Source organism: Streptomyces sp. NPDC031265 (assembly GCF_055570295.1).
Genome location: NZ_JBVIHM010000001.1, coordinates 571,447 through 593,249, shown reverse-complemented (window position 1 = coordinate 593,249; position 21,803 = coordinate 571,447). Strand labels below are relative to the sequence as shown.

At 72.4% G+C, this 21,803-nt stretch carries 21 protein-coding genes; 11 read left to right on the top strand and 10 right to left on the bottom strand.

What is annotated here, in order from left to right; genetic code table 11:
• Positions 1–22: 22 nt before the first annotated feature.
• On the top strand, positions 23–2,584 hold the full coding sequence (locus ACZ499_RS02880; protein WP_468671518.1) for a helicase-associated domain-containing protein: 2,562 nt from the start codon (positions 23–25) through the stop codon (positions 2,582–2,584).
• A gap of 85 nt (positions 2,585–2,669) precedes the next feature.
• Positions 2,670–4,319: a DNA repair helicase XPB gene (locus ACZ499_RS02875; protein WP_468411691.1), complete on the top strand. Its 1,650-nt coding sequence runs from the start codon at positions 2,670–2,672 to the stop codon at positions 4,317–4,319.
• On the opposite strand, the gene ACZ499_RS02870 is transcribed toward ACZ499_RS02875, so the two are convergent.
• Complete coding sequence (locus ACZ499_RS02870) at positions 4,265–5,407, bottom strand: glycosyltransferase 87 family protein (RefSeq protein WP_468671516.1); 1,143 nt, start codon at positions 5,405–5,407, stop codon at positions 4,265–4,267. The two genes, ACZ499_RS02875 and ACZ499_RS02870, sit on opposite strands and share 55 nt — an antisense overlap.
• A 125-nt stretch (positions 5,408–5,532) precedes the next feature.
• Entirely contained in the window at positions 5,533–5,724 is a 192-nt protein-coding gene (locus ACZ499_RS02865; RefSeq protein ID WP_385548485.1) for a hypothetical protein, read from the bottom strand.
• A gap of 388 nt (positions 5,725–6,112) precedes the next feature.
• Here ACZ499_RS02865 and ACZ499_RS02860 point away from each other — a divergent pair, with 388 nt between their 5' ends.
• Positions 6,113–8,158, top strand: a complete 2,046-nt coding sequence (locus tag ACZ499_RS02860) for a HelD family protein (protein WP_468671513.1) — start codon at positions 6,113–6,115, stop codon at positions 8,156–8,158.
• Positions 8,159–8,308: 150 nt separating this feature from the next.
• On the opposite strand, the gene ACZ499_RS02855 is transcribed toward ACZ499_RS02860, so the two are convergent.
• Positions 8,309–8,644 (bottom strand): ArsR/SmtB family transcription factor, encoded by a 336-nt coding sequence (locus ACZ499_RS02855; protein WP_468671511.1) that lies wholly within the window; start codon positions 8,642–8,644, stop codon positions 8,309–8,311.
• Positions 8,645–8,734: 90 nt separating this feature from the next.
• On the opposite strand from ACZ499_RS02855, the gene ACZ499_RS02850 reads away from it, so the two are divergent.
• On the top strand, positions 8,735–9,922 hold the full coding sequence (locus ACZ499_RS02850; RefSeq protein ID WP_468671509.1) for an MFS transporter: 1,188 nt from the start codon (positions 8,735–8,737) through the stop codon (positions 9,920–9,922).
• Positions 9,923–10,082: 160 nt separating this feature from the next.
• A complete protein-coding gene (locus ACZ499_RS02845) occupies positions 10,083–10,763 on the top strand; it encodes a hypothetical protein (RefSeq protein WP_468671507.1) in 681 nt (226 codons plus the stop codon).
• Here ACZ499_RS02845 and ACZ499_RS02840 read toward each other — a convergent pair.
• Together ACZ499_RS02840 and ACZ499_RS02835 are read right to left on the bottom strand one after the other, a co-directional pair.
• Positions 10,751–10,990, bottom strand: coding sequence for a DUF397 domain-containing protein (locus tag ACZ499_RS02840; RefSeq protein WP_468671506.1), 240 nt, complete (start codon positions 10,988–10,990; stop codon positions 10,751–10,753). The two genes, ACZ499_RS02845 and ACZ499_RS02840, sit on opposite strands and share 13 nt — an antisense overlap.
• On the bottom strand, positions 10,987–11,823 hold the full coding sequence (locus ACZ499_RS02835) for a helix-turn-helix domain-containing protein (RefSeq protein ID WP_468671502.1): 837 nt from the start codon (positions 11,821–11,823) through the stop codon (positions 10,987–10,989). Before ACZ499_RS02835 ends, ACZ499_RS02840 begins: the two co-directional genes overlap by 4 nt.
• 206 nt (positions 11,824–12,029) lie before the next feature.
• Here ACZ499_RS02835 and ACZ499_RS02830 point away from each other — a divergent pair, with 206 nt between their 5' ends.
• Positions 12,030–12,434, top strand: a complete 405-nt coding sequence (locus ACZ499_RS02830) for an ATP-binding protein (RefSeq protein ID WP_468671501.1) — start codon at positions 12,030–12,032, stop codon at positions 12,432–12,434.
• 315 nt (positions 12,435–12,749) lie between these two features.
• Positions 12,750–12,896 carry a hypothetical protein gene (locus tag ACZ499_RS02825; protein WP_329399976.1) on the top strand — a complete coding sequence of 49 codons (147 nt, stop codon included), beginning with the start codon at positions 12,750–12,752 and terminating at the stop codon, positions 12,894–12,896.
• Positions 12,897–13,262: 366 nt separating this feature from the next.
• Here the strand turns inward: ACZ499_RS02825 and ACZ499_RS02820 are convergent, their stop codons facing one another.
• Positions 13,263–13,952 carry a copper homeostasis protein CutC gene (locus tag ACZ499_RS02820; protein WP_468671498.1) on the bottom strand — a complete coding sequence of 230 codons (690 nt, stop codon included), beginning with the start codon at positions 13,950–13,952 and terminating at the stop codon, positions 13,263–13,265.
• Positions 13,953–14,085: 133 nt separating this feature from the next.
• Positions 14,086–15,315: an alpha/beta hydrolase family protein gene (locus ACZ499_RS02815; RefSeq protein ID WP_468671496.1), complete on the bottom strand. Its 1,230-nt coding sequence runs from the start codon at positions 15,313–15,315 to the stop codon at positions 14,086–14,088.
• Positions 15,316–15,887: 572 nt separating this feature from the next.
• Here ACZ499_RS02815 and ACZ499_RS02810 point away from each other — a divergent pair.
• A complete protein-coding gene (locus tag ACZ499_RS02810; protein WP_468671494.1) occupies positions 15,888–16,529 on the top strand; it encodes an HD domain-containing protein in 642 nt (213 codons plus the stop codon).
• Positions 16,530–16,613: 84 nt separating this feature from the next.
• On the opposite strand, the gene ACZ499_RS02805 is transcribed toward ACZ499_RS02810, so the two are convergent.
• Both ACZ499_RS02805 and ACZ499_RS02800 read right to left on the bottom strand, forming a co-directional pair.
• Positions 16,614–16,880, bottom strand: a complete 267-nt coding sequence (locus ACZ499_RS02805; protein WP_468671491.1) for a DUF4031 domain-containing protein — start codon at positions 16,878–16,880, stop codon at positions 16,614–16,616.
• On the bottom strand, positions 16,877–17,248 hold the full coding sequence (locus ACZ499_RS02800; protein ID WP_385545719.1) for a hypothetical protein: 372 nt from the start codon (positions 17,246–17,248) through the stop codon (positions 16,877–16,879). Before ACZ499_RS02800 ends, ACZ499_RS02805 begins: the two co-directional genes overlap by 4 nt.
• Before the next feature lie 91 nt (positions 17,249–17,339).
• On the opposite strand from ACZ499_RS02800, the gene ACZ499_RS02795 reads away from it, so the two are divergent.
• From ACZ499_RS02795 to ACZ499_RS02785, 3 genes are all read left to right on the top strand, one after another.
• Entirely contained in the window at positions 17,340–18,260 is a 921-nt protein-coding gene (locus ACZ499_RS02795; protein ID WP_468671489.1) for a MurR/RpiR family transcriptional regulator, read from the top strand.
• A 42-nt stretch (positions 18,261–18,302) separates the two neighbouring features.
• Positions 18,303–19,220 (top strand): N-acetylmuramic acid 6-phosphate etherase, encoded by a 918-nt coding sequence (gene murQ, locus ACZ499_RS02790; RefSeq protein WP_468671487.1) that lies wholly within the window; start codon positions 18,303–18,305, stop codon positions 19,218–19,220.
• 107 nt (positions 19,221–19,327) lie between these two features.
• Entirely contained in the window at positions 19,328–19,798 is a 471-nt protein-coding gene (locus ACZ499_RS02785; protein ID WP_468671485.1) for a hypothetical protein, read from the top strand.
• Between the two features lie 103 nt (positions 19,799–19,901).
• Here ACZ499_RS02785 and groL read toward each other — a convergent pair whose 3' ends face one another.
• Positions 19,902–21,524 (bottom strand): chaperonin GroEL, encoded by a 1,623-nt coding sequence (groL, locus tag ACZ499_RS02780; protein ID WP_385545731.1) that lies wholly within the window; start codon positions 21,522–21,524, stop codon positions 19,902–19,904.
• Positions 21,525–21,803: the final 279 nt, after the last annotated feature.

Sequence of the window (21,803 nt, the reverse complement as noted above, 5' to 3'; positions counted from 1 at the left end):
CGCAGCGGCTACCGTGGGGCGGATGGGGACCGGCGAGCGCGACCAGGAGGCGCACGTGTCCGAAGCAACGGCCGGAGCGGGCGGAGAAGCAGGCGGAGAGGGCGACAGCGCCGACAGCGGCGCTCGCGCGCCCTCCCCCCGCACCCTCGCCGAAGCCCTCCGCTCCCGTCCCGACGCCTCCCTCGCCGCGCTGCTGCGCGCCCGGCCCGATCTGCTCACTCCCGTACCGAACGATCTGACCCAGCTGGCCACCCGGGCCGGGACGCGGGCTTCTGTCGTACGGGCGCTGGAGCGGCTGGACCGGTTCGCGCTGCAGACCGCGCAGGCCCTGGCCGTGGCGCCGGACCCGGCGCCGTATCCCGTGCTGCTCGCGCTGCTGGCGGGGGACGAAGGGGACTCCGCCGTCGAGAGCGCGCTGCCGGGGGCCCTCGCGGGGCTGCGGGAGCAGGCGCTCGTGTGGGGGTCCGACGAGCAGTTGCGGCTGGTGCGCACCGCCCGCGAGCTGCTCGCGCCCTCCCCCGCGCACCCCTCCCCCACCGGCCTCGGCCCGACCGTCGCCGAGGCCACGGCCGGGATGTCGCCGGGGCGGGTGCAGGAGATCCTGCGGACGGCGGGGCTGTCCGCCACCCACGATCCGGTCTCCGCCTTCGCCGCGCTGACCTCGCTCTTCACCGACCGGGTACGGATGTCGGCGCTCCTGGACACCGCCCCGCCGGAGGCGCTCGCGGTGCTCGACCGGCTGGTGTGGGGGCCGCCGTACGGGGAGGTGTCGGCGGATCCCGCGCCGCCGGTGCGCTGGCTGCGCGACCACGGGCTGCTGCTGCCCACGTCGGCGCGCACGGTCGTCCTGCCGCGCGAGGTCGCCCTGCATCTACGCGCCGGGCGCGCACACCGGGCGCCCGAGCCGGTGGCGCCCGCCGTCGCGCCGGCCCGGGAGTACCGGCCGCAGGTGGTGGACTCCGCGGCGGCGGGCCAGGCCCTGACCGCGCTGACCATGGTCGAGGACCTGCTGGCGGAGTGGAACGAGGGCGGGCCCGCCGTGCTGCGTGCGGGCGGTCTGAGCGTGCGCGACCTGAAGCGGACGGCGGCGGCCCTCGACACCACCGAGCAGGTGGCCGCCTTCTGGCTCGAACTCGCCTATGCGGCCGGACTGTTGGCGTCGGACGGGGAAGCAGACGAGCGGTACGCGCCGACGCCCGCGTACGACGGCTGGCTGGACCTGCCGCCCGCCGAGCGCTGGTCGCGGCTCGCCGTCGCCTGGCTCACGGCGACCCGTACACCGGGCCTGGTCGGCGGTCAGGACGCCCGGGCCCGCACCCTGGCGGCCCTCGGCCCCGATCTGGACCGCTCCCCGGCCCCCGAGGTCCGCCACCGCGTCCTCGCCCTGCTCGCGCGGCTGCCCGAAGGCACCGCGCCCGACCCGGAGACGTTGCTCGCCCGGCTGCGCTGGGAGCACCCGACCCGCACCGGCCCCGACGACCTGCGGCCCCGCCTCGCCCAATGGACGCTGACGGAAGCCGAGTTGCTGGGCGTGACCGGCCGGGGCGCGCTGGCCGCGCACGGGCGGGCGCTGCTCGCCCCAGGCGGCGAGACCACGGCGGGCCCCCGGCCGGGCGGCGCCACCACGACCCCGCTCCTCGGCCTCGCGGCGGCCGCCGCGCTCGCGCCGCACCTGCCCGAGCCCGTCGACCACGTGCTGCTCCAGGCCGACCTCACCGCCGTCGCACCCGGCCCGCTGCGGCGCCCGCTCGCCGCGACGCTGAACGTACTGGCGGACATCGAGTCGAAGGGCGGCGCGACGGTGTACCGGTTCACGCCCGCCTCGGTGCGCCGCGCGCTGGACGCCGGGCAGGCGGCCTCCGACCTGCACGCGTTCCTGGCCGCGCACAGCGCCACGCCCGTGCCGCAGCCGCTGAGCTACCTCATCGACGACGTGGCCCGCCGCCACGGGCACCTCAGGGTCGGCGCCGCCTCGGCGTATGTGCGCTGCGACGACGACGCGCTCCTGGACGAGATCGTCGCGGACAAGCGGTCGGCCGGGCTGCGGCTGCGCCGGCTCGCCCCGACCGTCCTGGCCGCACAGGCCGACCCCGCCGCCCTGCTCGAAGGCCTGCGCGCGATGGGCTACGCCCCGGCCGCCGAGTCCGCCGAGGGCGATGTGGTGATCCACCGCGCCGACACCCGCCGCACCCCGCCCCGTACCGCTCCCGCCCCCGTGCCGGAGGGCCCGCCGCTGCCCGACGAGACGCTGCTCGGCGCGGCGGTCCGGGCGATCCGCGCGGGCGACGAGGCCTCCACGGTCGTCCGCAAGGAGCAGCCGCACGCCGTCCCCGCCGAGCCGGGCGGGCTGCCGCGCACCACCGCGGCCGAGACCCTGGCCACCGTCCAGGCCGCCGTGCTGACCGGCTCGGCGCTGTGGATCGGCTACGTCAACGCGGACGGCGCGGCCAGCCAGCGGGTGATCGCGCCGGTGCGGGTGGAGGGCGGCTTCGTGACGGCGTACGACCACACGGCCGACGAGGTCCGCACCTACCCCCTGCACCGGATCACGGGCGTCGCGGAGCTGGCGGACGACCCGGCCTGAGTTCGGACCACCCCCCATTCCGCCCGGCTGAGGCACACTGGAGGTTTCGCCGCCTCCACGTACGTACGGAATGAGGGTGCACCGCGTGAACGGGCCACTGATCGTCCAGTCGGACAAGACCCTGCTCCTGGAAGTCGACCACGAGCAGGCCGGCGCCTGCCGCCGGGCCATCGCGCCGTTCGCGGAGCTGGAGCGGGCGCCGGAGCACATCCACACCTACCGGCTGACCCCGCTCGGGCTGTGGAACGCGCGCGCGGCCGGGCATGACGCCGAGCAGGTCGTGGACGCGCTCGTCGAGTTCTCCCGCTACCCCGTCCCGCACGCCCTGCTCGTCGACGTCGCGGAGACGATGGCGCGCTACGGACGGCTGACGCTGAGCAAGCACCCCGTCCACGGGCTGGTGCTGACCACCACCGACCGGCCGGTGCTCGAAGAGATCCTGCGGTCGAAGAAGGTCGCTCCGCTGGTGGGGGCCCGGATCGACGCGGACTCCGTCGCCGTGCACCCCTCCGAGCGCGGCCAGATCAAGCAGACCCTGCTGAAGCTCGGCTGGCCCGCCGAGGACCTCGCGGGGTACGTGGACGGCGAGGCGCACCCCATCGAGCTCGCGGAGGACGGCTGGGCGCTGCGGCCGTACCAGCAGCAGGCCGTCGAGGGGTTCTGGCACGGCGGCTCCGGCGTGGTCGTGCTGCCCTGCGGCGCGGGGAAGACGCTGGTCGGGGCGGGCGCGATGGCGCAGGCCAAGGCGACCACGCTCATCCTCGTCACCAACACCGTCTCGGCCCGGCAGTGGAAGCACGAGCTGGTGAAGCGCACCTCGCTGACCGAGGAGGAGATCGGCGAGTACAGCGGGACGAGGAAGGAGATCCGTCCCGTCACCATCGCCACGTATCAGGTGCTCACGACGCGGCGTAAGGGCGTCTATCCGCACCTGGAGCTCTTCGACTCCCGCGACTGGGGGCTGATCGTCTACGACGAGGTGCATCTGCTGCCCGCGCCCGTCTTCAAGTTCACCGCCGATCTCCAGGCGCGGCGCCGCCTCGGGCTCACCGCCACCCTCGTACGCGAGGACGGGCGCGAGTCGGACGTCTTCTCGCTCATCGGGCCGAAGCGGTTCGACGCGCCGTGGAAGGAGATCGAGGCGCAGGGCTACATCGCGCCCGCCGACTGCGTGGAGGTGCGGGTCAATCTGACCGACTCCGAGCGGCTCGCGTACGCGACGGCCGAGGCCGAGGAGAAGTACCGGTTCTGCGCGACCACCGCCACCAAGCGGAAGGTCACCGAGGCGCTGGTGCGGAAGTTCGCGGGCCAGCAGATCCTCGTCATCGGGCAGTACATCGACCAGCTCGACGAGCTGGGCGAGCATCTGAACGCCCCGGTGATCAAGGGCGAGACGCCCAACGCCCAGCGCGAGAAGCTCTTCGAGTCCTTCCGCCAGGGCGAGATCTCCGTGCTCGTCGTCTCCAAGGTCGCGAACTTCTCGATCGACCTGCCGGAGGCGACGGTCGCCATCCAGGTGTCCGGCACCTTCGGATCGCGGCAGGAGGAGGCGCAGAGGCTCGGGCGCGTGCTGCGCCCGAAGGCCGACGGCCACCAGGCGCACTTCTACTCGGTGGTCGCCCGCGACACCCTCGACCAGGACTTCGCGGCGCACCGCCAGCGCTTCCTGGCCGAGCAGGGTTACGCGTACCGCATCGTCGACGCGGATGACTTGCTCACGGGGGACCTGGGCTGAGTCCGCGCGCGGGCGGCCGCGCACCCCAGCACCGCGAGCCCGAGGAGCGCGTACGGCGACGCCAACGGCTGCTGCCACCAGGGGAGACGGAGGTCCAGGTCCCCCTGGTGCGGCACCAGCCACAGCGTGCGGGCGGTGAAGACGGCCGCGACGGCGACGGCGGTACGGACGCGGCCCTCGGCCGCAAGCACCGCGAGCAGGGGCACGCACCACACCCAGTGGTGCGACCAGCTGATGGGAGAGACGAGCAGCGCGGTGAGGGCGGTGACCAGGACGCCCCAGCGGTCGTCCGAGCGGCGGGCCGTCCACAGGCCCGCCGCCGCCACGGCGGCCGCCACCGCCACCCACCCCGCGCCCGGCGCGGACGTGTGAAGGAGCCGGGCCACCAGGCCCTGCAACGACTGGTTGTCGACGATCCACGCCTTGCCGACCCGGTCGGTCTCGAAGAGCCGCCGGGTCCAGAAGTCCGCGCTGGCGCGGGGCAGGACGAGCGCGCCGAGCAGTACGGTCCCGGCGAACGCGGCGGCGCCGGTCCCGGCCTCGCGCCGCCGCCCCTTGAGCAGCGCGTACAGCAGGAAGAGCGCGGGAGTGAGCTTGATGCCCGCCGCGACGCCGAGGGCGAAGCCCTTTCCGAGGGAACCGGGGGGCCTGGTGAGGTCCCACAGGATCAGGCAGGTCAGCGCGAGGTTGATCTGGCCGAACAGCAGCGTCTGGAGCACCGGTTCAAGCCAGAGCCCGGCGGCGGTGGCGGCGAGCAGGGCGGCGGGGCAGGGCGCGATCCGGGCGAAACGGCAGGACAGCCGCACCAGGAGGGCGAGCAGCAGCGCGTTGCCGACGGCGAAGGCGGCCTTGAGCACCGGCACAGGGAGCCAGGTGGTCGGCACGAAGAGGACCGCGGCGAACGGGGGGTACGTGGCGGGCAGGTGCCAGCGGGTGACGGTGAAGCCGTACAGATCGGTGCCGTGCGCAACGGCCGCGCCCTCCGCCCGGTAGACCAGGGCGTCCGCCATGGGGATGCGGAGTGCGGCGCAGAGCACTGTCAGCGCGGCGAGGGAGAGGGCGAGCAGGACGGCGCCTGTCGCGGGCATGGCTGCGAGTGAACGGTCGGTCACGGTCGGGTACTTCACGGCCGCGACCCTAGAGGATCACACGATCGGGCGGGGGCAGGCTCGGCGGGCCCGGAGGCTCGGACGCCTACAGGGGGTTCCCGGGCTCAGTGACGGCGGCGCACGCCGGCCTCTTCCGAGTACTCCCCGAGGACGACGACGCTCAGGGCGGCGCCCGCGAAGGCCTTGCAGGCGCGCAGGGCGTTGCCGACGCGGTGCGGGGAGTGCTGGGCGCCGGTGGCGGTGGCGCCCCGGGGGGCGGGGACGGTGGGCGCGGGGGTGAAGGTCACGGTGCTCATGTATCCATGGTGCTCCCGTGCCCCTGCCCTTTCATCGCTCTGCGGTCTGAACCCGCACCGCCCCCGTGTCCACCTCTGGTCCAACGCCATCCCCTACGGGTAGGACCCCGGTCCCTAAGGGTCGCCGAGGGTTTCCGGGGGGGCGCCGGAAAAATCGTTCGCCCGCCCGGGAACCCCTGACTACAATCGCCCCTTCCCCAAGCTCCTGATGAGCAGGGACCCCATCCCGCCTCCCTCCGAGGAGCGCCGCCGCCCGGACGGAAACCGGCCGGCCGCCGAAGCCGCAAGGCGATCCTCCCCCAAGCTCTTGAGGAGCAGGGGGACCCTCAGCCCTGATCTGCCCCCAAGCTCTTGAGGAGCAGGGGGGACCCGCTCCCGGAGGAAACCCGTGTCCACGCATGACCCCGAAGATCCCCTCAGCCGCGAGCGCGCCCACCTCTCCGAGTCGCGTGCGGCCCTGCGCGCGATGCGCGAGGACGTGGAGAACCTCGACATCAAGGACGTCACCGCGAACTGGGTGAACGCGGCCGTCCTGCAGCGCCAGATCGACGACCGCATCAAGGCCCTGGCGGACCTCTCGCACACCCCGCTCTTCTTCGGCCGCCTCGACTATCTGCACGCGCCGGGCGCCGAGTTGGCCGAGGGCGCGGAGGGCGAGCGGTTCTACATCGGGCGCCGCCATGTGCACGACGCCGAGGGCGACCCGATGGTGATCGACTGGCGTGCGCCCGTCTCCCAGCCGTTCTACCGCGCCTCCAAGAAGGACCCGCAGGACATCGGCCTGCGCCGCCGCTTCGGCTACACGGGCGGCGACCTCACCGCGTACGAGGACGAGCACCTCACCGACCCCGCCGAGGCCGCCACCACCAGCAAGCTGCTCCAGGCGGAGATCGAGCGGCCCCGCGTCGGCCCGATGCGCGACATCGTGGCGACGATCCAGCCGGAGCAGGACGAGATCGTACGGTCCGGGCTCACCGGATCCGTCTGCGTACAGGGCGGCCCCGGCACCGGCAAGACGGCCGTCGGCCTGCACCGGGTCGCGTACCTCCTCTACGCGCACCGCGAGCGCCTGGCCCGCACCGGCACCCTGGTCATCGGGCCGAACGCGTCCTTCCTCCACTACATCGAGCAAGTGCTGCCCGCGCTCGGCGAGTTGGAGGTCAAGCAGGCGACCGTCGACGACCTGGTGGCGCACGTCGAGGTGAAGGGCGCCGACGACGCACCCGCCGCGATCGTCAAGGGCGACGCCCGGATGGCCGAGGTGCTGCGCCGCGCGGTCCGCTCGCACGTCAGCATGCCCACCGAGCCGCTGATGGTGGTGCGCGGCTCGCGCCGGTGGCGGATTCCGGCGTACGAACTGGAGCAGATCGTCCGGGAGTTGCAGGAGCGGGACATCCGCTACGGCGCCGCCCACCACGCCCTGCCGCAGCGCATCGCGCACGCCGTGCTCGTACGGATGGAGCAGGCGGGCGAGGCGCCCGACGACCGGGTGCAGGACGCGGTGGCCCGCAACACGGCGGTGAAGGCGGCCGTGAAGGCGATGTGGCCCCCGGTCGACCCGGCGAAGCTGGTGCTGCGACTGCTGGCCGACCCGGACTTCCTGGCCGCGCACGCGGACGGCCTGCTCACCGCCGAAGAGCAGAAGACGATCCTCTGGGCCAAGCCCGCGCGGAGCGTGAAGAGCGCCAAGTGGTCGGCGGCGGACGCGGTGCTGATCGACGAGGCGAACGACCTGGTGGCGCGCACCCACTCGCTCGGCCATGTGGTGATCGACGAGGCGCAGGACCTCTCCCCCATGCAGTACCGGGCGGTCGGCCGCCGCTGCTCGACCGGCTCGGCGACGGTGCTCGGCGACCTGGCACAGGGCACCACGCCCTGGGCGACGGCGAGTTGGGACGAGGCGCTGCGCCATCTGGGCAAGGCGGACGCGGTGGTGGAGGAGCTGACGGCGGGCTTCCGCGTGCCGCGCGAGGTGATCGCGTACGCGTCGCGCCTGCTCCCCTCCATCTCCCCCGGCCTGGCGCCGGTGGAATCGGTGCGTGAGACCCCGGGCTCGCTGGACGTACGGCAGTGCGTCGACCTCGACGCCGAGGTCCTGGCCGCCTGCCGCGAGTCCCTGGAACACGAGGGCTCGATCGGCCTGATCGCGGCGGACGCGCGGATTCCCGCGCTGGCGGGAGCCCTGATGGCGGCGGGTCTGGTGTTCCTGGCCCCGGGCGAGGAGACGACGACGGAGTCCCGCCTGACCCTCGTCCCCGCGTCGCTCGCCAAGGGCCTGGAGTACGACTACGTGGTCCTGGACGAGCCCGCGGCCGTGGTCGACGGCGAGCCGGACGAACGCACGGGCCTGCGCCGCCTGTACGTGGCGCTGACGCGAGCGGTGTCGGGTTTGACGGTGTGCCATGCGACGGCGTTGCCGGAGCAACTGGGCTGAGCCACGTACCCCTGGGGGCGCGGGGAACTGCGCGAGCAACCAAGCACGGCCCGCAGACGACCGAGCGTTTCAGGGGCGCGGGGCCGTGACGTCTGCGGCTCCGCCGCGTGGGCGCGACCAGCCGCAGCGGACCCGCGGCCGAAACCACGCCTAGCCAGGCGGCAGGGCTGAGACCAGCGCGTCCAGGAGCCCGGGAAAACGCGCATCCAGATCGTCCCGGCGCAGCCGCACATACCGGCTGCGCCCGACGACCCGGGTGGACGTGACCCCGGCCTCGCGCATGATGCGCATATGGTGCGACACGGTCGACTTGTGAAGGTGGTCGAGCCCGAGCGCGCCTGGCGCGCAGCTGTACTGCTCGCCGTCCGCGTACACCTTGAGCAGCGTCAGCCGTACGGGGTCACCGAGCGCGTGCAGCACCTTGACCAGCTCGATGTCGGCGGCATCGGGCTGCGGCAGCCACTCCCCGACGTGTTCGTCACCCATTTCCCCACCCTCCCTCCCGCAAGAATCGTTTGACAAACATCAAACCATTCCGCGATCGTTTGACGCACATCAAACGATACGGGGGAACTGATGCGCCTACGCCTGCTCCTGCTCGCTCTCGGCACCTTCGCCGTCGGTACGGACGGGATGGTGATCGCCGGAATCCTGCCGCTCGTCTCGGACGACCTGGACGTGTCCGTCTCGGCGGCGGGCCAGATGATCACGGTCTTCGCGCTCGCGTACGCGGTGCTCGCACCGGTCCTGGCCACGGTGACGGCGAAGTGGCCGAGGCTGCGGACGCTGCTGACGGCCCTGGTGATCTTCACAGTGGCCAACGCGCTCTCGGCCGTGGCCCCGAACTTCGGCCTCCTGCTCGCCACCCGCGTCCTGGCGGCGGTCGGCGCGGCGCTCTACACGCCCACCGCCAACGCCGTCGCCACCGCGCTCGTACCGCCGGAGCGGCGCGGCCGGGCCATCGCCACGGTGATGGGCGGCCTCACGGTCGCCACGGCGCTCGGGGTGCCGCTGGGCACGTGGATCGGCCGGACGGACTGGCGCCTCACGATGTGGCTGGTCACGGCGCTGGGAGCGGCCGCGTTCGCCGGGGTCGGCCTGATGCTCCGGGGCCTCCCGGCCCCGCAGCCGTCCCCGGGCCTGCGGGCCCGCCTGGCCCCCCTGGGCAACCGGCGGGTGCTCGGCGCGGCGATGACAACCTTCCTGGTGTTCCTGGCCTTCCAGACGGTCTTCATCTACTACACGGTGGCGGCGGCCCCCGCGACGCACGGCGACCAGTCGAAGCTGACCCTGCTGCTCCTGATCTCGGGCGTGTTCTCGGTGGCGGGCAGCTCGCTCGGCGGCCGGGTGGTGGACCGCTGGGGCCCGAGGGTGGTGATCCTGACGGCGGGTACGGTCTCGGCGGCGGTGTCGCTGGCCCTGCCGTGGCTGATGCAGTCGATGACGACGGCCCTGATCGCGTCGGCCCTGAACCCCCTGGCGGGCTGGGCGGTCGCGGTCGCCCTGCCGGCCCGTCTGGTCGCGCTCGACCCGCCGTCGGCGCCGCTCCTCCTCTCCCTGAACAGCAGCGCGCTGTACCTGGGCGTGGCGGCGGCGGGCGTCACGGGAAGCGCGGCGATCGCGGTGCTCGGCGAGCGCTGGTTCCCGTTCACCTCAACGCTGCTGATGCTGCTCGCGGTTGCCCTGGCGGCGGTGACGACGCGGCGGGCGGCGGTGCCGTCATCGCCCGCCGCGCGTAGCACTTTCGTATTGACCAAGTCATGAATCGGCCACGGGCCAGGGCATATCGGTCAGCGAGGTGGCGAGGCGTCGTGGTTTGCATTAGGAACTCTGTTCGTAGGGATCAGAGATCGCAAAGCCGATCCACAGCATCACGCGCATCACGCGCATCACGCGCACCATTACGCACGGGGGAGTACGAACAGTGAGCAGTTCTGTCATGCGCCGAGGTGGCCGGGTCAAGCTGGCGTCGGTCGGTCTGGTGGTCGTCGGTTCGCTGGCGCTGAGCGCGTGCAACGGCGACGACGGCGCGGAGAAGCCGGTCGGCGGGGCGACGCCGAAGCCGTCCACGCCTGCGTCCGCGCCTTCGTCCTCGGCACCGTCCACCCAGCCGTCGGCCCCGGCCGGCGACGGTGGCGCCGCCGGTGGTCAGGCCAAGGGCGGCCAGACGTTCAAGTTCGGGCAGGCGGCCCAGTTCCCGTACAAGTACGGGACCACGAAGAAGGGCGAGATCGCCCTCACCGTCGACGCGATCGAGAAGGGCGCCCCCGCCGACCTCGCACCGCTCAAGCTCGGCGACAAGGTCAGCGGCAAGGTCCCGTACTACATCCGCTACACGGTCAAGAACGTCGGCCAGACGAACCTGGAGTTCGCGTCCGTCACCCACGTCAAGGGCCACCTCGGCGACGGCACCGACGCGCAGGACCTGATGATCATCGGCACCTTCGCCAAGTGCGACAGCGAGTCCCTGCCGAAGGGCTTCACCAACGGCAAGACCCAGAAGGGCTGCGCGATCGCCCTGGCCCCGTCGGCCACGACGAAGGTCGTGTCGGCGGAGTACTGGGGTGACCCGTTCACCATGGGTGAGGGCCTCTACTGGAAGTAGCCCAGAAAGCCTTCCCAGGCGGCGGGTGAGACGGCGAACCGGGGACCCGTGGGGTTCTTCGAGTCGCGGACGTGGATGGTGGCCGGGCAACTGGCCACCTCTACGCAGTCGCCGCTGGAGCCACTGCTGTACGTCGACTTGCGCCAGTCGAGGGCGACTTCAACGCATGAATCTCCGGCGCCGCTGCTGTGACTGCTCTTGAACCAGGCCAGTTCGGGGGTGCTCATAGTGCTCCTCGCAGTCGCTCCAGCAGGCCCGTTGAATCCTCTGGAGTGAGGGCCTGCGAGCGCAGTTTCGCATACCGCATGTGGAGCGTGCTGACCACTTTGGGGTCAGAGATGAACTGGCCGCTCTCCTGCCCCTCGCAGTAGCCGAACCACCGGTTGGTGGGAGTCTCCAGCAGCTGAACGGGACCGTCCATCCCCGCATGAACTCCCCTCTTCAACGGGAGGATTTGCAGTTCCACGTTTCGCGGTGCGGCGCACTCCAACACGTGGTCAATCAGCTCACGGGTCACTTCCGCGCCGCCAGTGCACCGCTGGAAGATGTGCTCTTCCATGATGAAGCTGAACGCCGTATTGGGCCGGTCACGAAGAAGCTGCTGCCGTTCCTGGCGGGCCGCCAGCTGAGCCTCCACCTGAGCGTCGGCCAAGGGAGGCAACCGCTCCCCGAACAACGTCCGCGCGTACGCCTCCGTCTGCAACAGCCCCGGCACGAGCCGCGACTCGTACGTGTACAGGCTGATCGCCTCCTGTTCGAGGCGGGCCCAGCGGCGGAACCAGGTGGCCAGGCCGGGCTGGCGGTTGATGTGCTTCGCGGCCTTGCGGATCGCGCCGGTGTTGCCGAGGGCGGCTTCCGCCCGCTCGATGAACACGTCGTCGGGCATCCGCCGCCCCAACTCGATGGAGGCGACGGTGTGTTTGGAGTAGCCGACGAGCGGGGCGAAGTCCTCGCGGCTCAGGCCGGCGAATTCACGCAGGGCTTGCACCACCGCCCCGAACGTCCGCAGGCTGTCCGATGCGTCGGGTTCGCCGTCGTGTCCCTCGTGGTCCCAGGCCATCCCGGCCACCTCCCGGTGAGTGGATCTCCCCGCGTACAACTCACCCAGGGTTACGGGGTGTTGGCCGTACTGTCTACAGCGGGTGCGCGTACGCTCGCGGAGCGTACGCGCTCGATGCCTGGTGGCCGGGGTGCGCGGCCCGTCACGGTGGCCCCATGCACCCCGAAACGGAAGCTTCGCTCGCTCAACTGCCCACTACTGTACGTATGTTCAGACGTCGCGTTGCCGCCACTCGGCGGGGCGCTCGGCTCGCCCGACTGCTGTCGGTCCAACAGCTCGCAGAGTGGGGCGTACCCCGTGGGTCCGACGCGTCGGACACCGCCGCGCTGCTCGTGGCGGAGCTGGCCGCCAACGCCGTGGTGCACGCGGGGGTGCCGGGGAGAGCCTTCGAGTTGGGCCTTCTCTTGCGGGCAGGCGTCCTGCGCATCGAGGTGACGGACACGTGCGCGGACAAGCGCCCGGTGATCGCTCCTGCGCCGCCTCCCGACGCCGAGTCGGGACGCGGCCTGCTCCTCGTGGAGGCGCTGGCGGACCGGTGGGGGACGGTGGAGGGGGGTGCGCCTCGGAAGACGGTGTGGGTGGAGGTGGGGGGACCCTTCGGGGGCGCGTGATTCTCCTGCGGGCCGGCGGGGGCTGATCGCGCGGTTCCCCGCGCCCCTGAATGACCGGCACCCCCAACCCCTCCGGGCGTTTCGCGGAGCGTGGTACCCCCAAGGGGCGCGGGGAACCGCGCGACCAGCCACAGCCAGCCTGCAGACGAAAGAGGTCCGGGGCGAAGCCCCCGCTCGGGGTGCGAGGGCCTTGGCGTAGCGAGCGCAACGCGCCCGAGGTGACTTCATCAACCGGCGTCCAGCAAGTTCGTTGAGGCCCGATCTTCGGTGTTCCTGGCTTGGTTGTCCTCAAGCCCGACTACGAAGGAGCACCCCATGGGTGGACAGCACGGCGGAGGCACCGGGTCCGGGCAGGGCGGCAGCCAACAGGACGACGGCAGCAGCGGACGCGGTCACGGTGGAGGCGGCCAGGAGACGAGCGGCGGGAACAGCTCCGACGGCTCCGGCCCCGCGAAGAAGTAGCCGATGAACGCGCGCACGGAGGAGGCGGGCCCTTCGGGGCTCGCCTCCTCGCTCGCCGCTGCGGACGCACTGACTTCTGATTGGCTGCCGACATTCGAGGCGGTCCCCCGCGAGCTGTTCGTCCCTGGCCGCATCTGGCCGGGCATCGCGGACGGTACGCGACAGAACCCGCTGGTCGACCGCGCCGAGAACCCCGACGCGTGGTTCACGGCGGTGCACTCCGACATCCCCCTGACCACGCAGTGGGACGACGGCAGGCATACCGGGGACGGCCTGGGCACCACGCCCACGATCGGCCTCGGCCGGAGGACCACCCCGTCCGGCCTCGGTCCTGGACGGGGCTCCCCCGCGTACGAGTACGGAGGGCTACGCGTCCAGCGCCCCCCGCCACTCCGCGACCGCCTCCGCCGCCACCGGGGCCTCCCACCCGTGGGGGCGGGACGCGCCGCCGATGTGGACCGCGTCGATCCCCGCGCTGCGCAGCGCGGGCAGGTGGTCGAGGCGGAGGCCGCCGCCGACCAGGATGCGGGGCTCGTAGCCGGGCTCGGCCCCGCGGGCCGCCTCCGCGACCAGCGTCGAGAGGCCGTCGTCGACGCCCCCCGCCGCCCCCGCCGTCAGATACGTGTCGAGGCCCGGCAGCCCCGCGAGCTCCTTGCGCAGGGCGTCGCGGTCGGCGGCGCGGTCCATGGCCCGGTGGAACGTCCACCGGCACCCGTCCAGCTCCGCGAGCAGCGCCCGTACCGCCGCCATGTCCGGCGCGCCGGTCTCGTCGAGGAACCCGAGCACGAACTCGTCCGCGCCCTCCGCCCGCAGCGCCCGCGCGTCCCGTACGAGCGCGTCCACGTCGCCCGCCGCGAAGCCGTCCGCCAAGCGGAGCATCACGCGCAGCGGGATGTCCACGGCGGCGCGGATCGCCGCGAAGGTCTCCCGGGACGGGGTCAGGCCGTCGGCCGCCATGTCGGTGGCCAGCTCAAGCCGGTCCGCCCCGCCGGCCTGCGCCGCGATCGCGTCCGCCGCATCGAGGGCGATCACCTCAAGCAGTGCACGGTTGCTCATCTGACCCCAATTCCTCGGCTGCCGTACAGGTCGACAGGTCTAGTCCAATAACAGCCTACGCGTCGACCCGCCCGGCCGCATGGACGTGTAGGCCGAGGCGGCTGGATCGCATACCACCGAGGGGTATGCGATCTCACTCCACGAACCGCACCTCCGGCCACCGCCCCGACGCCCCGTCCAGCAGCCCGGCCGGGTCCCCGCCCCGCAGCCATCGGTCGAAGAAAGCCGATACGTACGCCTTCTGTGCGGCGACCGACCGCACGGGGTCGACGGTCCCCACGTTCTTGGTGATGACGGATGCCGGAAGCCCCAACCCCCGGACGATCTGCGGCACTTGAGACTGAAGGTCCGTGAAGGAGGCGTGGGCCGCGCCGGTGAGGGTCAGGTCGCGGTGCCAGCCCGTGCTGTGCTCCCAGGCCGCGCCCCACGAGGCCACGGTGTGGTGGTCGTCGCCGTCCATGCCCATGAGGAGGAGCGGCCGGTCGACGCCGTCGGTGGCGACCGTGGACGGATTGGACGGGTCGTCGTCGCGCTGCGTGTAGCCCATCACACCGTCCATGTTGAGCGCGGCCTTGAGTCGGCGGTCGTCGTGCATCGTCTGCGCGGCGGCGAAGCCGCCCGCGGACTGCCCGAACATCCCGATGGCGTCGAGGTCCAGCCGGGCCCCGAGTCCGCCGGGCAGGTGGGCGAGCCGGTCCAGTACGAAACGGGTGTCCGCGACCCGTACGTCCGCGACCTTCTTCAGGAACGCGACCACCTGCTCCGGCCCCGCCCGGCGGGCCCGCTCGAACTCGTCGAGCAGCACGGTCCGCTCCACCCGGCGCCCCGGGAACTCGACCGCCCCGGCGTCGTACGTGTGGTCGATCATCACCACCGCACAGCCGCGCGAGGCGAGTTCGTCGCAGAGGGTGGTGCCGAGGGTGCGGGGGTCGCCCGCGCCGGGCGAGTACAGCACGACGGGGAGGCACGTGCCGGTCGCGGGGGCGCCGGTGTACGCGTGGCTGCGGGTCGCCGCCCAGTCGACCTTGCCCGGGGGCAGGTCCTCGCCGAGCCCGTTGAACCGGTCGTACGCGGCGGCCGCGCCGGGTGTCATCTGCGGCGCCCGCCGATACCCGCGCACTTCCCCGGCCGGATACCGCACGCTCACCATCAACTCCCGGTACGCCCGCGCTCCCACCCACGGATCCCGCCGCCCCCGGTCCACGAGCCGCAACGCGACAGTGCCGACGGGGTGGGGGCCGGTGGGAGCGGGGAGGGACAGCCGGAGGCGGGCGGGGGCGGCGGTGGCGGGTCCGCCGACGAGGGTGGCGGCGGCGGAGAGGGCGGCGGCGGACAGGACGGCTCGACGGGTGGGCGCGATCATGCCTTCGACTGTCCCAGTCCCCAGGCCCGCCCCCAATCGGGCAGGCCCCCGTATCGGCCTTCGGGTTAGCCCGAACGAACCTTCACCTGCGGGCCGGTGGGAGCCGTTTCAGGATGCGTGGTCGGCTGCGGGCCGGTGGGGGCTGGCCGCGCAGTTCCCCGCGTCGCCCGTCCAGGGGTGCGTGTCCATTCCCTGCGGGCCGGTGGGGGCTGGCCGCGCAGTTCCCCGCGCCCCTGAGGGGGATGGGGTGTAGCCACAATGCGAGCCCCGGCGGCGGAAATTCAGCCCCTGGAGGTCCCCCCTGGACGAAGTCCTTGGGGGAGTTTGAGAAGCGGGGTCCGGGGCGGAGCCCCGAAGCGGGGTGCCGGGGCGCAGCCCCAGCGCGGGGGTGCCGGGGGCGCAGCCCCAGCGCGGGGGTACCGGGGGCGCAGCCCCAGCGCGGGGGTACCGGGGGCGCAGCCCCAGCGCGGGGGTACCGGGGGCGAAGCCCCTCGGGAAACCCACCTCCCCCCACCACCCACCCCCGGAGGGTTCAGGGAAGGGGCGGGGTGGGGGATGACTACGCTCACCCCATGGCCGACCTCGACGACCTCCGTACCCGCTGGACCCGCACCCTCACCGCCGCCCGCCAAGGGCCCGGCCCCGACCCCGCCCCCTACGCCGACCGCCTCCTCGCCCAATGGGCCGAGCCGCAGCGCAAGTACCACACCGTCGACCACCTCACCGCCGTGCTGCGCCACATCGACACCCTCGCCGACCACGCCGGGGACCCCGAACTCGTACGTCTCGCCGCCTGGTTCCACGACGCCGTGTACCGCCCGGACCGCTCCGAGAACGAGGAGCGCAGCGCGGCACAGGCCGAGCGCGCCCTCCCCGAGGCCGGGTTGAGCCAGGACGGCACCGCCGAGGTCGCCCGGCTCGTACGCCTCACCGTCACCCACGACCCCCACGAGGGCGACACGAACGGCGAGGTCCTGTGCGACGCCGATCTGGCGGTGCTCGCCGGGGACCCGGAGGAGTACGCCGCGTACGCCGCCGCCGTCCACGAGGAGTACGCCTTCGTCCCCGACGACACCTTCCGCACCGGCCGCGCGGCCGTCCTGCGCCAGCTCCTGGACCTGCCGAGGCTGTTCCGTACGCCCTACGGCGCCAAGGAGTGGGAGGCACGGGCGCGCGAGAACCTCACGGCGGAGCTGGAGCTGCTCACGGCGTGAGTCATTGCTGCGCCCCTCACCCGCAAGCTCCCCGAGACGTTCGGCAAGCCGCTGGACACGTCCGTCTTCCCGCACTGACGAGGCCTACGCCGGCCGCCCCTTCGGCCGCCTCAGCCCCGCCCCCGTAAGCCTCCGCACCAGCTCCTTGGAGCCGATCTCCACCGCCCCGGCCCGTACCGCGTCCGCGTACCGGGACTCCGGTACGTCGTAGTGGTCGCGCTCAAAGGCGCGCGGCGGGCAGCCGACGGCGGCCGCGAAGGCGTGGAGTTCGTCGTACGAGACGTCGCTGATCAGGTGCGACCACAGGCGGCCGTGGCCCGGCCAGGTCGGGGGGTCGATGTAGACCGTCATGCGAGGGGGCCCGTGCCCAGGCCGCCGACCGGGGCCACCCTCACGCCCGCCTTGCCGCAGACCCAGTGCGGGTCGGGGCCGAGCTCGGGCTCGACGTCCAGCGCATGCGGGTCCCCGGCGTCGCACACCGGGCAGATGGGCCAGCGTCCGTACTTCTCCAGGAGCGCGTCCTGCACGTCCTGGGCGACAAGCCCGGCCACGTACTCCATACCGTCCGGCCACTGCTCCACCCACCAGCGGCGGTGCGTCACCGCGTCCTCGACCAGCGAGACCACATCGGCCTGGGCCACGTCGCGCGCGGCCAGATCCGCCAGCACGAGGGCGCGTGCGGCGTGCAGGGACTGCTCCAGGGGATCGACGTCGTCCATGCAGCCATTGTCACCCCTTCGGCCCCCTATGCCCGTCCCCCGGTCGGTCGAAGGGTTGACCACGGCCCACCTGCGAAAATATCTTTCAAGGGTGACTCGTGACGTGAAGGAAATTTTCCTCGGCGACGCCACCCCGCCGGCCCCCGCCGCCCTCGCCGCCAAGGTCCGCACCCTCGCGCCGTCCATGACCCGCTCGATGCAGCGCGTCGCCGAGGCCGTCGCCCAGGACCCGGCCGGGTGCGCCGCCCTCACCGTCACCGGACTCGCCGAGCTCACCGGCACCAGCGAGGCCACCGTGGTCCGCACCGCCCGCCTCCTCGGCTACCCGGGCTACCGCGATCTGCGCCTCGCGCTCGCCGGGCTGGCCGCCCAGCAGCAGTCGGGGCGCGCCCCGGCCGTCACCGCCGACATCGCCGTGGACGATCCGATCGCCGACGTCGTCGCCAAGCTCGCCTACGACGAGCAGCAGACCCTCGCCGACACCGCCGCCGCGCTCGACACCGTCCAGCTCGGCGCCGCCGTCACCGCCCTCGCACAGGCCCGCCGGGTCGACATCTACGGCGTCGGGGCCTCCTCGCTCGTCGGCCAGGACCTCGCCCAGAAGCTGCTGCGGATCGGGCTCATCGCGCACGCCCACACCGACCCGCACCTCGCCGTCACCAACGCCGTGCAGCTGCGGTCGGGGGACGCCGCCGTCGCCATCACCCACTCCGGCTCGACCGGCGACGTCATCGAGCCGCTGCGCGTCGCCTTCGACCGGGGCGCCACCACCATCGCCATCACCGGCCGTCCCGACGGCCCCGTCTCCCAGTACGCCGACCACATACTGACCACCTCGACCGCCCGCGAGAGTGAGCTGCGCCCGGCCGCGATGTCGTCCCGGACGAGTCAACTCCTCGTCGTGGACTGCCTGTTCATCGGCGTCGCCCAGCGCACGTACGAGACGGCCGCCCCCGCGCTCGCCGCCTCCTACGAGGCGCTCGCCCACCGCCACAGCCCGCGCACCCGCTGACCCCGGGCGCCCTCGCACACGTACGGAAAGAGCAGCGCTCCCATGACTTCGACGTACGGGGAACTCCGCGCCCAGCTGGCCGCGTTGACCACCGAGGCGTTCCGTCCCGAGCTCGCCGACATCGACCGGCTGCCGACCGCCGAGATCGCCCGCATCATGAACGGCGAGGACGCCACGGTCCCCGCCGCCGTCGCCGCGCAGCTGCCGCGGATCGCCGCCGCCATCGACGCCACCGCCGAGCGGATGGCCCGGGGCGGGCGGCTGGTCTACGCGGGTGCGGGCACCGCCGGGCGGCTCGGCGTCCTGGACGCCAGCGAGTGCCCGCCCACCTTCAACACCGACCCCTCCCAGGTCGTCGGGCTGATCGCGGGCGGGCCTGCGGCCATCGCCACGTCCGTCGAAGGGGCCGAGGACTCGAAGGAGCTGGCGGCGGGTGATCTGGACGGGCTCGGGCTCACCGCGCTCGACACCGTCGTCGGTGTCTCCGCCTCCGGCCGCACCCCGTACGCAGTCGGCGCCGTGGAACACGCCCGTGCGCGCGGGGCGTTGACGATCGGCCTGGCCTGCAACGCCGGGTCCGCCCTGGCCGCCGCCGCCGAGCACGGCATCGAGGTCGTGGTCGGGCCGGAGCTGCTGACCGGCTCCACCCGGCTCAAGTCCGGCACCGCCCAGAAGCTCGTCCTCAACATGATCTCGACGATCACGATGATCCGGCTCGGCAAGACGTACGGGAACCTCATGGTCGACGTACGGGCCTCCAACGAGAAGCTGCGGGCCCGCTCGCGGCGGATCGTCTCGCTCGCGACGGGCGCGGGCGAGAAGGACATCGAGGCGGCCCTCGTGGCCGCCGACGGCGAGGTGAAGACGGCGATCCTGATGCTCCTCGCGGACGTGGACGCGCCCACGGCGACACGCCGCCTGGAGCGGGCGGACGGCCATCTGCGCACGGCGCTGACGTAGCCGCGCGGCAGCTCCCGTACGCGGCCGGCGGCAGCTCCCGTAGGCAGCCTCTCGCCCCGAGCCGGGGCGGCAACTCCCGTACGTCGACACCGTCTTACGCTCTCGTCATGAGCCCGTCCGACCGCGAACCCGAACCCGTCTTCACCCGCATCAACGGCCGCTTCGCCTACAACCCCGCCAACCCCGTCGGCCTCACCCTCATCCTCCTCACCCTGGTCTTCGTCGGCGTCGCCATGTACGTCGTGAACGACCAGACCCACTGGAGCGAAGGCGAACTGCGGGACGTCGCCCACCAGGCGGCGCACGATCTGGACGACACGACCCAGCTCAACATCGATCCGTCGCAGAGGTTCTCCGGCTACGACTACGCGCGGACGATCGAGGACGCCATGAAGAACACCGGCGCGGGCCAGTGGTTCGCCGACCCGATCGTGCTGCGCAGCCACGGCACGGACCCGGCGGCGTACGACATCACCGGCTCCGGCACCCACGCGGCGTTCTGCATGCACCTCACCGTCAGCCCGTTCGGCGGCGGGAAGGCGGTGATCAGGGCCCGGGTCACGGACGGCACCTGCTGACCCCGCCCCGGCCGCCCCCGGACACGCCGGAGGGCGGCACCCCTGCGAACAGGAGTGCCGCCCTCGGCGTACAGCGTTATGGAGCCACCGATCCCTGAGGGGATCAGAAGTCCATGTCACCGCCCGGCATGCCGCCCGGAGCGGCCGCAGAGGCCTTCTCCGGCTTGTCGGCGATGACGGCCTCGGTGGTGAGGAACAGCGCGGCGATCGACGCGGCGTTCTGCAGCGCGGAACGCGTCACCTTCGCCGGGTCGATGATGCCCTCGGCGATCATGTCGACGTACTCGCCGGTCGCGGCGTTCAGGCCGTGACCGATCGGAAGGTTGCGCACCTTCTCGACGACGACGCCGCCCTCAAGACCACCGTTGACGGCGATCTGCTTCAGCGGGGCCTCCAGGGCGAGCTTCACGGCGTTGGCGCCGGTCGCCTCGTCACCCGACAGGTCCAGCTTCTCGAAGACCGAGGAGGCCTGCAGCAGGGCCACGCCACCACCGGCGACGATGCCCTCCTCGACGGCCGCCTTCGCGTTGCGAACGGCGTCCTCGATGCGGTGCTTGCGCTCCTTGAGCTCCACCTCGGTGGCGGCGCCGGCCTTGATGACGGCCACGCCGCCGGCCAGCTTCGCCAGACGCTCCTGGAGCTTCTCGCGGTCGTAGTCCGAGTCCGAGTTCTCGATCTCGGCACGGATCTGGTTGACCCGGCCCGCGACCTGCTCGCTGTCGCCGGAGCCGTCCACGATCGTGGTCTCGTCCTTGGTGATGACGACCTTGCGGGCGCGGCCCAGCAGGTCGAGACCCGCGTTCTCCAGCTTGAGGCCGACCTCCTCGGAGATGACCGTGCCGCCGGTGAGGATGGCGATGTCGTTCAGCATCGCCTTGCGGCGGTCGCCGAAGCCCGGGGCCTTGACGGCCACGGACTTGAAGGTGCCACGGATCTTGTTCACGACCAGGGTCGAGAGGGCCTCGCCCTCGACGTCCTCGGCGATGATCAGGAGCGGCTTGCCCGACTGCATGACCTTCTCAAGGAGCGGCAGCAGGTCCTTGACCGAGCCGATCTTCGAGTTGACGATCAGGATGTACGGGTCGTCGAGCGCGGCTTCCATGCGCTCCATGTCGGTCGCGAAGTACGCCGAGATGTAGCCCTTGTCGAAGCGCATGCCCTCGGTGAGCTCAAGCTCCAGACCGAAGGTCTGGGACTCCTCGACCGTGATGACGCCTTCCTTGCCGACCTTGTCCATCGCCTCGGCGATGAGCTCGCCGATCTGGGTGTCGGCGGCGGAGATGGAGGCCGTCGAAGCGATCTGCTCCTTGGTCTCGACATCCTTCGCCTGCTCCAGCAGCGCACCGGAGACGGCCTCGACGGCCTTCTCGATGCCGCGCTTCAGAGCCATCGGGTTGGCGCCGGCGGCCACGTTGCGCAGACCCTCGCGGACGAGAGCCTGGGCGAGGACGGTCGCGGTGGTCGTACCGTCACCGGCGACGTCGTCCGTCTTCTTGGCGACTTCCTTGACCAGCTCGGCGCCGATCTTCTCGTACGGGTCCTCGAGCTCGATCTCCTTGGCGATGGAAACACCATCGTTGGTGATCGTGGGGGCGCCCCACTTCTTCTCGAGGACGACGTTGCGGCCCTTGGGGCCAAGGGTGACCTTGACGGCGTCGGCGAGCTGGTTCATCCCGCGCTCGAGACCGCGCCGTGCCTCCTCGTCGAACGCGATGATCTTGGCCATGTGAAGTGGTCCTCCCGGACAGGGGTGGATTCTCCGGATCGAGCAAGCGCCCGCGACGGACGGCCTGCGCGCCTTGTGGTTCCTTACCCCACGCGGCTCGCGGACCTCACCGACCCGATCCTGGTTCTGTCACTCTCACTCGGAGAGTGCTAACGCCAATGATTAGCACTCGACCCAGGAGAGTGCAAGGCCGTCCCACCGTCCCGGCCGGGTCCCGGACACCTCCGCGCCGACCCCCGGGCCCGGACGCGCACGTGGGGCCCGCATCCATTTACAGAG

What these genes read in the sequence shown, in the direction of transcription:
- ACZ499_RS02880 (WP_468671518.1), top strand. Translation starts at nt 23, where the DNA reads ATGGGGACCGGCGAGCGCGACCAGGAGGCGCACGTGTCCGAAGCAACG.
- ACZ499_RS02870 (WP_468671516.1), bottom strand. Translation starts at nt 5,407, where the DNA reads ATGCCCGCGACAGGCGCCGTCCTGCTCGCCCTCTCCCTCGCCGCGCTG.
- ACZ499_RS02865 (WP_385548485.1), bottom strand. Translation starts at nt 5,724, where the DNA reads ATGAGCACCGTGACCTTCACCCCCGCGCCCACCGTCCCCGCCCCCCGG.
- ACZ499_RS02855 (WP_468671511.1), bottom strand. Translation starts at nt 8,644, where the DNA reads ATGGGTGACGAACACGTCGGGGAGTGGCTGCCGCAGCCCGATGCCGCC.
- ACZ499_RS02850 (WP_468671509.1), top strand. Translation starts at nt 8,735, where the DNA reads ATGCGCCTACGCCTGCTCCTGCTCGCTCTCGGCACCTTCGCCGTCGGT.
- ACZ499_RS02840 (WP_468671506.1), bottom strand. Translation starts at nt 10,990, where the DNA reads ATGAGCACCCCCGAACTGGCCTGGTTCAAGAGCAGTCACAGCAGCGGC.
- ACZ499_RS02835 (WP_468671502.1), bottom strand. Translation starts at nt 11,823, where the DNA reads ATGGCCTGGGACCACGAGGGACACGACGGCGAACCCGACGCATCGGAC.
- ACZ499_RS02830 (WP_468671501.1), top strand. Translation starts at nt 12,030, where the DNA reads ATGTTCAGACGTCGCGTTGCCGCCACTCGGCGGGGCGCTCGGCTCGCC.
- ACZ499_RS02825 (WP_329399976.1), top strand. Translation starts at nt 12,750, where the DNA reads ATGGGTGGACAGCACGGCGGAGGCACCGGGTCCGGGCAGGGCGGCAGC.
- ACZ499_RS02820 (WP_468671498.1), bottom strand. Translation starts at nt 13,952, where the DNA reads ATGAGCAACCGTGCACTGCTTGAGGTGATCGCCCTCGATGCGGCGGAC.
- ACZ499_RS02815 (WP_468671496.1), bottom strand. Translation starts at nt 15,315, where the DNA reads ATGATCGCGCCCACCCGTCGAGCCGTCCTGTCCGCCGCCGCCCTCTCC.
- ACZ499_RS02810 (WP_468671494.1), top strand. Translation starts at nt 15,888, where the DNA reads ATGGCCGACCTCGACGACCTCCGTACCCGCTGGACCCGCACCCTCACC.
- ACZ499_RS02805 (WP_468671491.1), bottom strand. Translation starts at nt 16,880, where the DNA reads ATGACGGTCTACATCGACCCCCCGACCTGGCCGGGCCACGGCCGCCTG.
- ACZ499_RS02800 (WP_385545719.1), bottom strand. Translation starts at nt 17,248, where the DNA reads ATGGACGACGTCGATCCCCTGGAGCAGTCCCTGCACGCCGCACGCGCC.
- murQ (WP_468671487.1), top strand. Translation starts at nt 18,303, where the DNA reads ATGACTTCGACGTACGGGGAACTCCGCGCCCAGCTGGCCGCGTTGACC.
- ACZ499_RS02785 (WP_468671485.1), top strand. Translation starts at nt 19,328, where the DNA reads ATGAGCCCGTCCGACCGCGAACCCGAACCCGTCTTCACCCGCATCAAC.
- groL (WP_385545731.1), bottom strand. Translation starts at nt 21,524, where the DNA reads ATGGCCAAGATCATCGCGTTCGACGAGGAGGCACGGCGCGGTCTCGAG.